The organism is Mycetohabitans sp. B2 (assembly GCF_021733735.1).
Taxonomy (GTDB): Bacteria; Pseudomonadota; Gammaproteobacteria; order Burkholderiales; family Burkholderiaceae; genus Mycetohabitans; species Mycetohabitans rhizoxinica.
The window spans coordinates 186,112-198,430 of record NZ_JAHKSP010000048.1; the positions used below are offsets into that span (position 1 = coordinate 186,112).

Below are 12,319 nucleotides of genomic sequence, written 5' to 3' on the forward strand. Positions count from 1 at the left end.
GGTGCTACCTTATCAACCTGAAAAGCGTAGACTGCGTGCGCGCCCGTCATCGATATCGTGCGCCGCATGGTTCGACCGGCTGACGGGCAAACGTAAGATTTTACGTTGAGCGCGGCCCGCCCGGGTGTGAAAAAATGCCGCAGTGAGCGGCGCCTCCGAGAGGCTCCGCGTTGCCGCGATACGGCCGCGCAGCATCTGTTGTTATTCCATCGTGTTTGGCAGTTGCACGGCGCCAATGTGCGGCGTTCCAGCCAGGCCAATTATGATAGCACGCGATGTCGACGCCACTGTGCGACTGCACTATCGATGTGCGTCATTGACACCAAGTGTTGGATTCCCTGTTGCGCGAGGCGACGCGGGACGTTGCCGCCGCTGGTCCATAATTGCACCTGCGGCGGCAGCCGCGTCTGCAGCTCGTTGGCCGCACGCGCCGCAGACGCGGCGTCGGGTGCGGCCGCCATCGACAACACAACCATGTCGATATCGCTGGCGCGCGCCGCGTCGGCAATCTCATCGATCGATACGCCAGCACTCATCACCGCGCAGCGGCAGCGGGCGAGCACAAACAAGACTTCCATCATCGCCAGTTGCACATCATGCGCCGCGCCCGGGACCGCCGCCAGCAACGCGCAGGGTCGGCCCCGCGCGCCGTGCGCGCCATCCGTGAGCAGCCGCACCGCACGTCGAACAACGTCCTGTAGCACCTGTCCGAGCGCCGGCGCATGCGTGGCGCTCGGCGATCCGCCCATCGACGTCTGGCCCACCCGTGCGCCAAGCGGGATCGCGATTTCGTCGATAAAGCGCTCGATGCCCACGCGCACCAGGCGCCACATCAGTTCATTGCGCAGCACCGTCCAACGCTCAGTGTCGATTAGTTCGAGCAGCGGTGCTAAGTCCACGTGGGGTGACACCGGGGCACTCTGGCGCACCATCGCACGCAGAACCGGCTCGGGGTGCAACAGCACGTTGCCCGGGCGATGTCCGGCGTCCAGCAACTGCTTCACGAGCCGCAGCTTGCGGACCTGCTCAGCCGGATACAGGCGCTCGCCTCCCGCGTTGCGCAGCGGCCGCGGAAAACCGTATCGGCGCTCCCAGACGCGCAACGTATCCCTCGTCAAGCCGATTTCATGGGCGAGGGCACCAATGCCGACTGGCGATAGCGACGGCTCGGGCACGCCGGTAACTTTCTCGTGCATCCGGCCATCCGCGCCGTCGACCTGTGCCGGCCCAAAGTCTGCTGCGTCTGCCATTTGCCCATCGGCGGAAATGTGCTTGGCCATAGGTGTCGTGAAGCTTCGCCGGTGCGGCGCGCCCCTTACTGTTCAAATGTGGCCACCAATCCTAACCCTAATTCACGCTTTTGGGGACAGAAGAAAGCCGTTTGTAATCGATAAATTCGCCGCCATACGCGGACAAATCCCGGACAATAGGCCAAGATGGGTCCATTCGGTCGGTTGGTTGGTCGGTTGGTTGGTCGGTTGGTTGGTCGGTTGGTTGGTCGGTTGGTTGGTCGGTTGGTTGGTCGGTTGGTTGGTTGGTCGGTTGGTCGGTTGGTTGGTCGTCGGTTTTAGGTTTTAGGTTTTCGGTCGTCGATTTTCGGTCTTCGGCAGGCAGGCAGGCAGGCACCGGCCACGTTACGGGACAAGACAGTGGTGGTCTACAGGAACGACGGAAAAAATGCGGCAGTGCATCGTGCCGTTGCAGCACGTCGCGATAGCCGCGCATGATCAGAGCTCGCTGGGAGCGCGCGTCATCACCTCTACGCGTCGCCAGTCGTTACGCGTGGTCACCGCAATCGGCGGGTGCATGACCAGTTGGCTCACGTGCTCTACCGGCTCGATGTCTGTGCCGAGCGCGTCGAGAAACACGCTGACCATGACCCGCCGGCCGATCTACGCAAGGCTCGGGTAGCCGGTGGCGCGGGAGCATCCGGCCTTGATGACCGGTGCTATTCGACGATCCGGCCGCGGCGCTTGCGCACGCCAGCCGCCGGCATCGTCCCCTTGGTGCGCTTGCGGGCCGCCGACGGCCTGTTGTCTGCGTCGGCGCTACTGCCAATCGCGGCCTTATTGCCTGTCGTGGCGCTACCACGGGTGGCGGCATTGCGGGCCGTCGAAGCCTTGTGATCCGTCGCCGTTGACAGCTTGCTGCGTGTCGCAGCTTTGTCCTTCGCAGCGGGCCGGCCGTGCTTCGCCGGGTCGCTATGCCTCGCCAAGTCGCTATGCCTCGCCAAGTCGCTGTGCCTCGCCGACTTGCCAGCCGCCGTTGACGTGCCGCTCTCTGCCGACGTGCCGCTTGAAGCCACCCCGCTTTCTGCCATGGCCTCGCCCTTGGTCGCCGATCCGCCTGCTGCTGCACGCTTGGACGGCGCACGAGCCGCCGTCGAGGATCGGGCCTTTGCAGCAGATCGGCCCGCCCCCGCCGAAGCGCCCGGCGACGAACGCCCCAGCCCCTCGTCGCTCCGCTGTCGCATCGCTTCCTCAATATCGTCGGCGGGCACCGATGCACCGGGCATCGTATGCGGCGCAACCGCGAACCGGGCAATCTGCTCGAACTGCGTCTGCAGCCAGCTCCACCAGGCTGACGCGTCGAGCGGCTCGCCGGCCCTAGACGCGGCCGCGCGCTCGCCGGCATCGGCCGCCGCGGCAGCGTCGGCGGCTTCGCCCCGCGACGTATCCGGCGCACGGCGATCCGCTGGCGCGCCGTCCTGCGCATCGGGCCCCTGCTGCTTGGCAACCGATTCGCCTGCCTGCGCCGCCTGGGTTCCGTGCGCCGCCGACGCGTCCCATTGCGGCAAGGCCTCGCCAGCGGCAAACTGGGCTGCGTCGGCAGCTCCGGTGGCACCGGCCGCGCCTTCCCTTGCACCCTTTACCGCACCGCACGCGACATCGTAGAGCGCCTTTGCGAACGCAAATGGATCCAATCCCGCCGCTTGCTTCGGGGGTTCGTCCGCCGCAGACGCCGCGTGCGAGCCGCTGCGCCGAGCATCGTCCGCTCCTTCCCCTCCGTCTGCTTCATCCGCTTGGCCCGCTGCGGCCGGCGGCGGCCATGGTGCGCCGCGCGCATCGCCACTTATGCCGCACTCGCCCGACGGAGGGCTTGTGCCGGACGCGCCGCCCGGCGTGGGCGTCATCGACGCCTGCGCAAATGCGCCGAACGCGCGCAGCGTCGCAAGCGTCGAGCGTTGCATCTGCAGCGCCTGGATCGTGGACTGCAACATCGACAAGTTGAGCTTGAGCCACTGTTCGACCGCCCGAAGATCGGTGATGCGCTTATCGAGCTCCTCGACGCTCATCAGCGGCGCGCCGATATCTGGCCCGAGTCCGAGCGGTGGCGACGCCAGCCCGCCGTCACCGGCCAAACCGCCCGGCATGCGCATCAGCTTGAGCAGGCTGTCGAACATCTCATCGCCGGCATTCGGCGAAAACCGCGGGAATGACGAAAACGGGGTATTGCCGCCTGAATCGCTCATTGATCCTGTCTCTCTGTGCTACCCGGCATGATGGGCATCGCCCGGTCAGAACGGCGCACCGTCCGGAAACCGTGGCGCGCGACGCTCGCGCAGCGAACGAATGCCTTCGTGCACGTCCTGCCCGCCGAAGCCGAGGAATTCCAGCGCCAGCGATGTATCGAACGTCGGGCCGGCGCTGCGCAGCCAGTTGTTCAACGCGTACTTGGTCCAACGGATGGCGCTTTGCGAGCCGTTCGCCAATCGCTGCGCCAGCTCAAAAGCCTTCGGCACCAGGTCAACATCGTCGACCGCCAGCGATACCAGGCCGATACGCTCGGCTTCGTCGCCGGACACCGGTTCGCACAGCAGCAGGTGATACTTGGCCTTAGCCATCCCACACAGCAACGGCCAGACGATCGCCGCGTGATCGCCGGCGGCCACGCCCAGCCGCGTATGGCCGTCGATGATGCGCGCGCTTTTCGCGGCGATTGAAATATCAGCGAGCAAGCCAGCCACTAGGCCGGCCCCCACCGCCGGACCGTGCATCGCCGAGACCACCGGCTTGCTGCAATTGACCAGGTTATAGACGAGGTCACGCGCTTCACGCCATACCCGCGCGCGCAACTGGAAGTCGTTGGCTATCTGCTCGACCAGCGTCATATCGCCACCGCCGGAGAATCCCTTGCCCTCGCCACGGATGATTGCCACCCGTGTGTGCGGATCGGTGTCGATGTCGCGCCAGATGTCCGCCAGCTCGCGATGCATCCGTTCATCGGCGGTAGCCAACGCGCTCTTGTTGGCCCCTTCGCCACTCATGATCACTTCGAGCATCCCGTGCTCGTGTCGGCGCAGCTTCAACGCTTTGTAGCGGGCGTAGTGCAGGTCGTTCGCAAAACCGTTCATCGCCCTATCCAGAAGCGGGCGGCACGCCCGATAGTTTGAACACTAGCAGACGCCCGCCGCAATGGGAGAGGAAGTTGAGATAATCGTACCGTTTTTCTTGCTTAGGGTTGTCGCCGGCGCTTGGGCGGCGCGCCTCATCGCACGCACCGCCGGGCGCGCTCCGCGAACGGGGTTAGCCGTTGGCCACGGGCGCCACGGCCTGGTCGATCGCGCCGAAGATCGATTTCCCCTCCTCGTCGAACATCTCGATCCTGACGCGGTCGCCATACTTCATGAACGCCGTACGTGGCGCGCCGTACTCGATCGTCTCGAGACAGCGCTTCTCGGCAATGCAGCAATAGCCGCGCTGGGCATCCTTATTCGAGATCGTGCCCGAGCCGATGATCGAGCCGGCTCGCACGTTGCGTGTCTTCGCAATATGGGCGATCAATTGCCCAAAGTTAAATACCATGTCAGACCCGGCATCGGGTTGCCCGACCTTGCGCCCGTTCCAATGGACAATCATCGGCCGATGCACGCGCGCGTCGCACCACGCCTGGCCCAGTTCGTCCGGCGTAATGGCCACTGGCGCGAATGCGCTCGCAGGCTTGCTCTGGAAGAAGCCCAAGCCCTTGGCAAGTTCGGCGGGGACCAGGTTGCGCAGCGACACGTCATTGACCAGCGTCAGCAGCCGGATGCCGCGCTGCGCGACCTGCGACGTCGCCCCCATCGGCACGTCCCCAGTGATCACGGCCACCTCGGCCTCGAAATCGATCCCATAGTCCTCGCTCGGACATACGATGTCGTCGGTCGGGCCGATAAAATCGTCGCTGCCGCCCTGGTACATCAACGGATCGGTCCACAATTCCGGCGGCATTGGCGCCCCGCGCGCGCGCCACACGAGTTCGACGTGGTTCACATAGGCGGAGCCATCCGCCCATTGGAACGCTCGGGGCAACGGCGCCATGCACTGGGCCGGCTCAAACGCAAACGCATGCCGCGCGCGGCCCTGGTTCAATGCATCGTACAGCTGCGCCAGTTGCGGCGCATGAAACGTCCAGTCGTCCAGCACACGCTGTAACGTTGGCGCGATCGCATCGGCGCTCGTGGCCATCCGTAAGTCGCGCGATACGACAAGAAGTTGGCCGTCGCGTGAACCGTCCTTGAGCGTGGCAAGTTTCATAGGGCTTGTAATGACGTATAGGGAAATGTATTTTGCGATGGTTAATTCTAACGGCGAGATTCGCGAACACAGTGCCGCACGGGCGTAGGGCATGCTGCTGCCGACGATCCATGCGCGCTGCATGCCAGTGTTCGATGCGACTGGAGCGCTGGCGCTCGCGCTGATCGCGCTCGGACAGAAGGCACTTTCGATATCCGCTGGGGCGGCCAAATCGACATGGCACTGCGCGACTGCGCGCAACAGCTGTCCTATGAACCTATGAACTGGGGTACGACCGCGCACGCAACGCGTAGTGCCCGCCTGCTTGGAAGTCCATGGCGGATTTGTCTTCGCGCGCCGCACCGCGGCGGCCCCGCACGATCGTTGCCGGCCACCCGTGCCGTCGGCATGCGCGCGGGCCAGCCACGCGCTGGGTCATCGCCCTGGCACTGGTATTGCTTGTCCACGCGCTAGTTGGTGTGTGGCTGGAGCGCGTGCCTGGCTTGAACCCCGCGCCGACGCCGAGCGAGATCCCCGTCCAGGTTGCCGTGCTAACACCGCGGCCGATCGACTCGGCCACGCACGAGCGCGCCGCGACGGCGGCCGGTGATGCGCCACGCGCGGCCTCGCCCCACTCGCCGTCCAGCGCGGCGGCCACGCCGCCCAGCGATGCCTTGCAAGCGGTGGTGCCACAGCCGAACGCGTCCCGCGCCGCGCGCACCGGCAACGCTGGCCCGCCGCCCGCACGCACGCTGCGTGCGATCGACGACACCCGCCCGCGTGCGCCAGCACATCCTATACCGGCTGACACGGCCGCACAGGCCTTTGCCGGCACACGCGGCCCGCTCGCCGGCAAATACGGCGCCGGTCGGCAACCGCAGCCGGCCACGCGCGACGCGGTGGCGGGCGGCACGTCGCCGCTGGCCACCGCGTCGGACGCATCCAATGCTTCACCTACACCTACTTCGCCTGCCTTGGCTACTTCAGCTGCTTCTGGTACCCCGAACGCTTCGCGCACGTTGGCCGCCTCAGCCCCGTCGCCGGCCTCCGCGCCGGTCGCTTCCGGCGGCGAAAAATTCACGCTGCCCCCGAGCGCGGACATCCGGTACGACACTTTCTACAACGGCGTGCAAAATCAAGCTGGCACACTGCGTTGGACCACCGACGGCTCGCATTACCAGATGGTCGTCTCGATGACGCTGCCGTTTGTGGGCACGTACAGTTTCACCAGCGAGGGCCGCGTCGACGCATTCGGGCTTGCGCCGCAACGCTACGTGGAACAGCGTGGGCGTCGCGGCACCGATACGACGCGCTTTGAGCGCGACACGCAGCCGAGGCGCATCGCGTTCTCGCGCTCATCCCAAACCGTGCCACTGTCCGACGGCGCGCAGGACCGCTTCAGCATGGTGATGCAGTTGGCCAGCCTCGTACGCGGCGACCCGTCGGCCTATACGCCGGGCGTCACACGCCAGTTTTTTGTCGCCGACAGCGACAGTGGCGAAACCTGGCCGATCGAGATGATCGGCACCGAATCGGTGCAGACTTGGCAAGGATTCGTCGATGCCTTGCATTTCATGCGCCTGCCGCGCCGCGACGGCGATCGGCGGCGCATCGACGTATGGCTGTGCCCCATGCTCGATTACCTGCCGGTCAGGCTGGTACAAACCGAGCCAAACGGCACGCAAGTCGAATTGCTGTGGCACGGCAAGCTGCCGGCAAACAGCGGGACGGGCCAGTTCACCCCATCCGGAGCGGCCGGCATGCCCGAAGAAGGAACCGCCACTCCGGCCGAGCCCGCTCAGAAGCCTCCGAAGCCCGCGCCCGCCGATGCACCCGCATCCGTGCCGGGCATAGGTCATGCTGAATCCTTGCCATGGCAGGCGCCGGCGAAACCGTAGTGCGGATGCTTCGCTTCGCCGTTCAGCGCGTCGGCCTGGCGCTGGAATCCTTTTCCGCACCGGCGGTCGAATCGGTAGATTCGGAACGGCAGTCAGCTCGACAACGTAACATAATGTAATCCTAGGGAATATCCGTTCCGGATCGGCCCCTTGAATTTCTGACCAACCTCTCCATCTACGGTGCAAACCGTGGCAGAGCAACAGAATTGAGGAGTGTCGCCATGCAAATGATCTACAACAGCCCGAACTACTGCGTTGTCGAATTCGCCCCCCAAGCCGAGCACGGCACCATGCTATCCGGCGGATTCGAGATCGTCGACAAAAATGCGCAGCGCGAGATATTCATCGACGGCTCAATGGCAGCGCGCTTTCGCGAGCACGTGCAGCGCCTGATCCAAGAACAACCGTCGCTGGAGGAAGTCGACGAATTCCTCGGGCAATTCGACAGCCTGATGAACCAGCCCGTCGTGCTACACTGATCGTCGATTGCTGGCGAACTCCATCCAGAACAGAAAGACCCCCGCCGGATGTCCGGCGGGGGTTTTCTTTTAGAATGTCAGATTACGGCGCACTGCGGCACGCGCCGCCGCCGACCGTCACGACGTGCCGCGACGCGGTCAGCCGCGATTCGTGCATACATCCCATGCAAAAAGCACACAGCCTTCGCTACACTCGGGGCAGCGCCCTGCCCGCGCTGCTCGCGCGCCGTATCCTGATACTGGACGGCGCAATGGGCACGATGATTCAGCGCTACAAGCTGTCCGAAGCCCATTACCGGGGCGAGCGGTTCGCCGCGCTGGACCATGATGTCAAGGGCAACAACGAGTTGCTATCGATCACACAGCCGCAGATCATCGGCCAGATTCACGAGCAGTACTTGGCTGCCGGCGCGGATATCGTCGAAACGAACACGTTCGGTGCGACTCGGATCGCCCAGGCCGATTACCGAATGGAGACGCTCGCCATCGAAATGAATATCGCTTCGGCACGGTTGGCGCGCGCCGCATGCGACCGGTATTCGACGCCGGACAAGCCGCGTTTCGTCGCCGGGGCGATTGGGCCCACGCCGAAAACCGCAAGTATCTCGCCAGACGTCAACGACCCGGGCGCGCGCAACGTCACCTTCGACGAATTGCGCGACAGCTACTACGAGCAAGCGCAAGCGCTGCTCGATGGCGGCGCGGACCTGTTTCTGGTGGAGACGATCTTCGACACGCTCAATGCGAAAGCCGCGTTGTTCGCGCTCGATCAATTGTTCGAGGATACCGGCGAGGTGCTGCCGATCATGATTTCCGGCACGGTGACCGACGCGTCCGGACGAATCCTGTCCGGACAGACCGTCGAGGCATTCTGGAACGCGCTGCGCCATGCGCGGCCGCTGACCTTTGGGCTGAACTGCGCGCTCGGGGCGGCGCTAATGCGGCCGTATATCGCCGAGTTGGCGAAGCTGTGCGACACTTACGTGTCGTGCTATCCGAACGCCGGGTTGCCGAACCCGATGAGCGAGACCGGCTTTGACGAAACACCAGAGGTCACCTCCGGACTGCTCAAGGAATTCGCCGACTCGGGCCTCGTCAATCTGGCTGGCGGCTGCTGCGGCACAACACCCGAACACATTGCAGCGATCGCCGCGCGCCTGGCGGACGTCAAGCCGCGCGCATGGGCGCATTATCAAGAAAAAAGCGAGTCATGACCGACCATACGATGCGCCTTTGCGGGCTCGAAGCGTTCAACGTCACGGACGCGACACTGTTCATCAACGTCGGCGAACGCACCAATGTGACCGGCTCCAAAGCCTTCGCGCGCATGATCCTGAACAGCCAGTTCGACGACGCGCTCGCCGTCGCGCGCCAGCAGGTCGAAAACGGCGCGCAGGTGATCGACGTGAACATGGACGAGGCGATGCTCGATTCACGCGCCGCGATGGTCCGCTTCCTGAACCTGATCGCGTCGGAGCCGGACATCGCACGGGTGCCGATCATGATCGATTCGTCCAAATGGGACGTGATCGAAGCGGGACTGAAATGCGTACAAGGCAAGGCGATCGTGAACTCGATCTCGCTGAAGGAAGGCGAGCAAGCGTTTCGCCACCATGCGAAGCTGATCCGCCGCTACGGCGCAGCCGCCGTGGTGATGGCATTCGATGAAAACGGCCAGGCCGACACCTTCGAGCGCAAGTGCCAAATTTGCCAGCGCAGCTACGACATCCTCGTGAACGAAGTGGGCTTCCCGCCCGAGGACATCGTCTTCGATCCGAACATCTTTGCGATCGCCACCGGCATCGACGAGCACAACAACTACGCGGTCGACTTCATTAACGCGACACGCTGGATCAAGCAAAACCTGCCGCATGCCAAGGTGAGCGGCGGTGTATCGAACGTGTCGTTCTCGTTTCGCGGCAACGACTCAGTGCGCGAGGCGATCCATACGGTATTCCTGTATCACGCGATCCAGGCCGGCATGGATATGGGCATTGTCAACGCCGGCCAGCTCGGCGTGTACCAGGAGTTGGACCCCGTGCTGCGCGAGCGCGTCGAAGACGTCGTGCTCAATCGTCGGCCCGACGCGACGGACCGGCTGCTGGAGATCGCGGACAAGTACAAGAGCGGTGCGACCAAGAAAGAGGACAACCTCCAATGGCGAGAGCAGCCGGTCGAGCAGCGGCTGGCCCACGCGCTCGTGCACGGCATCACGACCTTCATCGTCGAGGACACCGAGCAGGCGCGCGTGAAAATCGCGCAAGCCGGCGGGCGGCCGATCAATGTGATCGAAGGGCCGTTGATGGACGGCATGAACATCGTCGGCGACCTGTTCGGACAAGGCAAGATGTTCCTGCCGCAGGTGGTGAAGTCAGCGCGCGTGATGAAGCAGGCGGTCGCGCACCTGATTCCGTTCATTGAGGAGGAAAAGCGCCAATTGGCCGCCGCCGGCTCGGACGTGAAGCCCAAGGGCAAGATCGTGATCGCCACGGTCAAGGGCGACGTGCACGACATCGGCAAGAACATCGTGTCCGTGGTGCTCCAGTGCAATAACTTCGAGGTGGTCAACATGGGCGTGATGGTGCCGTGCACGGACATCCTCGCGACCGCCAAAGCCGAGGGCGCCGACATCGTCGGGCTGTCCGGGCTGATTACCCCAAGCCTAGAGGAAATGGCCTACGTCGCCGCCGAGATGCAGCGCGACGAGTATTTCCGTGGCAAGAACACCCCGCTGCTGATCGGCGGCGCGACCACCTCGCGCGTGCACACCGCGGTGAAGATCGCGCCGCACTACGATGGTCCGGTCGTCTACGTGCCCGACGCATCGCGCTCGGTCTCGGTCGCCTCCAGCCTGCTGTCCGACGAGGGTGCGGCGCGTTACATCGACGAGTTGCGCGCCGACTACGACCGGATCCGCGAGCAGCACGCGAACAAGAAGGCCCAGCCGCTGGTCACACTGGCGCAAGCACGCGCGAATAAGACCCGCATCGACTGGGATGGCTATGTGCCCCCCAAGCCTAAGTTCATCGGCCGGCGCACGTTTAAGAACCAGGATTTGGCCGAGCTTGCGCGCTACATCGACTGGGGCCCGTTCTTCCAAACCTGGGACCTGGCCGGACGCTTCCCGGCGATCTTGGACGACGAGGTGGTCGGCGAATCGGCCCGGCGCGTGTTCGACGATGGCAAGGCGATGCTCGCGCGGCTGATCCAGGGACGCTGGCTGAGCGCGAACGGCGTGATCGCGCTGCTGCCCGCCAACACGGTGAACGACGATGACATCGAGATCTATACCGACGAGAGCCGCACGCAGGTTGCGCTGACGTGGCGCAACCTGCGCCAGCAAAGCGTGCGGCCCGTCGTGGACGGCGTGACGCGGCCCAATCGCTGCCTGGCCGATTTCATTGCGCCGCGCGCCAGCGGCATCGCCGACTACATCGGCTTGTTCGCGGTCACGGCGGGATTAGGCGTGGACACGCGCGAGAAGCAGTTCGAGCAGCACCACGACGACTACAGCGCGATCATGCTGAAGGCGCTTGCGGACCGGCTTGCCGAAGCGTTCGCCGAACAACTGCATCAGCGCGTGCGACGCGACTTGTGGGGCTACGCGACCGATGAGGCGCTGAACAACGATCAGTTGATTGCCGAACAGTACGCCGGCATTCGGCCCGCGCCCGGCTATCCGGCGTGTCCGGACCATCTGGTCAAGCGTGACCTGTTTGCGACGCTGCAAGCGGACGAGATCGGCATGAGCCTGACCGAATCGCTGGCGATGTGGCCAGCGGCCAGCGTGTCGGGCTTCTATCTGTCCCATCCGGACAGCCGGTATTTCACCGTCGGCAAGATCGGCGACGATCAGCTCGAGGACTACGCGCGCCGCATGGACCTGTCACTGGAGCACGCGCGACGCGCGCTGGCGCCGCAGCTGTAAGCCCGTCCTTGGCACGCAGCCAGTCGTTCACCGGCCGTGCCCGGCGGCGGCGCGGGCGCGCGATGGTGCGCTCGCATTGCCTCGCACGATTGACGCGCTCAAACGCCCCAGATCACGTCTGAGTTCGCCTTGTGCGCCTGCCGCAGCATGTCAAGGAACGGATAGGCGCGCTGCGCCAGGCCGATCGGCACTTCGTGCGCCTCGTGGTCCCCGTCATCGTCATCGACATGGCCGTCGTGTTCGGCAAGGCGTTGCTTGTCCTGCGCAATGGCCGCCTCAAGCTTGGCGATCGCCGGCTGCAACTCGTCATGCGCGATGACGCCACGCTGCCCGAGGCGCTTGCCGATGATCGCCAGCAGGAATTGCGCGAGGTTTTCGAGCATCGTCACCTCCACGGTGGCCCGAGACTTGAACGTGATCAGCATGGCGGCTCCTTGTTCGCTTCGTCGGCCCGGTCGCGCCAGCGTCGCTGGCGCCGCATGCGCACCACACCGGCCTGAACTGTATTCGACAGTTTAG

At 64.6% G+C, this 12,319-nt stretch carries 10 protein-coding genes and 1 pseudogene; 5 read left to right on the forward strand and 6 right to left on the reverse strand.

Annotated elements, in window-relative coordinates; all coding sequences use genetic code 11:
• Positions 1-260: 260 nt before the first annotated feature.
• From KPG66_RS11810 to KPG66_RS11830, 5 genes are all read right to left on the reverse strand, one after another.
• Entirely contained in the window at positions 261-1,280 is a 1,020-nt protein-coding gene (locus tag KPG66_RS11810) for a MerR family transcriptional regulator (RefSeq protein WP_013436445.1), read from the reverse strand.
• A gap of 447 nt (positions 1,281-1,727) precedes the next feature.
• Positions 1,728-1,877, reverse strand: a complete 150-nt coding sequence (locus tag KPG66_RS11815; RefSeq protein WP_157864439.1) for a hypothetical protein — start codon at positions 1,875-1,877, stop codon at positions 1,728-1,730.
• A 71-nt stretch (positions 1,878-1,948) separates the two neighbouring features.
• Entirely contained in the window at positions 1,949-3,472 is a 1,524-nt protein-coding gene (locus KPG66_RS18025) for a PhaM family polyhydroxyalkanoate granule multifunctional regulatory protein (RefSeq protein WP_237070965.1), read from the reverse strand.
• Between the two features lie 45 nt (positions 3,473-3,517).
• Positions 3,518-4,354 carry an enoyl-CoA hydratase/isomerase family protein gene (locus tag KPG66_RS11825; RefSeq protein WP_237070966.1) on the reverse strand — a complete coding sequence of 279 codons (837 nt, stop codon included), beginning with the start codon at positions 4,352-4,354 and terminating at the stop codon, positions 3,518-3,520.
• Between the two features lie 172 nt (positions 4,355-4,526).
• Positions 4,527-5,516 carry a fumarylacetoacetate hydrolase family protein gene (locus tag KPG66_RS11830; protein ID WP_041753890.1) on the reverse strand — a complete coding sequence of 330 codons (990 nt, stop codon included), beginning with the start codon at positions 5,514-5,516 and terminating at the stop codon, positions 4,527-4,529.
• Positions 5,517-5,571: 55 nt separating this feature from the next.
• On the opposite strand from KPG66_RS11830, the pseudogene KPG66_RS11835 reads away from it, so the two are divergent.
• From KPG66_RS11835 to metH, 5 genes and pseudogenes are all read left to right on the forward strand, one after another.
• Positions 5,572-5,771, forward strand: a pseudogene (locus KPG66_RS11835) (IclR family transcriptional regulator); the annotation flags it as partial.
• A 59-nt stretch (positions 5,772-5,830) separates the two neighbouring features.
• Entirely contained in the window at positions 5,831-7,393 is a 1,563-nt protein-coding gene (locus KPG66_RS11840; protein ID WP_049786423.1) for a DUF3108 domain-containing protein, read from the forward strand.
• 221 nt (positions 7,394-7,614) lie between these two features.
• Positions 7,615-7,872, forward strand: coding sequence for a BTH_I0359 family protein (locus KPG66_RS11845; RefSeq protein WP_041753891.1), 258 nt, complete (start codon positions 7,615-7,617; stop codon positions 7,870-7,872).
• A 164-nt stretch (positions 7,873-8,036) separates the two neighbouring features.
• Positions 8,037-9,086 carry a homocysteine S-methyltransferase family protein gene (locus KPG66_RS11850; protein WP_083813523.1) on the forward strand — a complete coding sequence of 350 codons (1,050 nt, stop codon included), beginning with the start codon at positions 8,037-8,039 and terminating at the stop codon, positions 9,084-9,086.
• The gene (metH, locus tag KPG66_RS11855) at positions 9,083-11,800 is read left to right on the forward strand and encodes a methionine synthase (protein WP_237070967.1); all 2,718 of its coding nucleotides are present in this window, start codon (positions 9,083-9,085) and stop codon (positions 11,798-11,800) included. The genes KPG66_RS11850 and metH overlap by 4 nt, the downstream gene beginning before the upstream one ends.
• A 98-nt stretch (positions 11,801-11,898) precedes the next feature.
• On the opposite strand, the gene KPG66_RS11860 is transcribed toward metH, so the two are convergent.
• Positions 11,899-12,225, reverse strand: a complete 327-nt coding sequence (locus KPG66_RS11860; protein WP_041753892.1) for a DUF1840 domain-containing protein — start codon at positions 12,223-12,225, stop codon at positions 11,899-11,901.
• Positions 12,226-12,319: the final 94 nt, after the last annotated feature.

What these genes read in the sequence shown, in the direction of transcription:
- KPG66_RS11815 (WP_157864439.1), bottom strand. Translation starts at nt 1,877, where the DNA reads ATGGTCAGCGTGTTTCTCGACGCGCTCGGCACAGACATCGAGCCGGTA.
- KPG66_RS11840 (WP_049786423.1), top strand. Translation starts at nt 5,831, where the DNA reads ATGGCGGATTTGTCTTCGCGCGCCGCACCGCGGCGGCCCCGCACGATC.
- KPG66_RS11850 (WP_083813523.1), top strand. Translation starts at nt 8,037, where the DNA reads ATGCAAAAAGCACACAGCCTTCGCTACACTCGGGGCAGCGCCCTGCCC.
- metH (WP_237070967.1), top strand. Translation starts at nt 9,083, where the DNA reads ATGACCGACCATACGATGCGCCTTTGCGGGCTCGAAGCGTTCAACGTC.
- KPG66_RS11825 (WP_237070966.1), bottom strand. Translation starts at nt 4,354, where the DNA reads ATGAACGGTTTTGCGAACGACCTGCACTACGCCCGCTACAAAGCGTTG.
- KPG66_RS11860 (WP_041753892.1), bottom strand. Translation starts at nt 12,225, where the DNA reads ATGCTGATCACGTTCAAGTCTCGGGCCACCGTGGAGGTGACGATGCTC.
- KPG66_RS11845 (WP_041753891.1), top strand. Translation starts at nt 7,615, where the DNA reads ATGCAAATGATCTACAACAGCCCGAACTACTGCGTTGTCGAATTCGCC.
- KPG66_RS11830 (WP_041753890.1), bottom strand. Translation starts at nt 5,516, where the DNA reads ATGAAACTTGCCACGCTCAAGGACGGTTCACGCGACGGCCAACTTCTT.
- KPG66_RS11810 (WP_013436445.1), bottom strand. Translation starts at nt 1,280, where the DNA reads ATGGCCAAGCACATTTCCGCCGATGGGCAAATGGCAGACGCAGCAGAC.
- KPG66_RS18025 (WP_237070965.1), bottom strand. Translation starts at nt 3,472, where the DNA reads ATGAGCGATTCAGGCGGCAATACCCCGTTTTCGTCATTCCCGCGGTTT.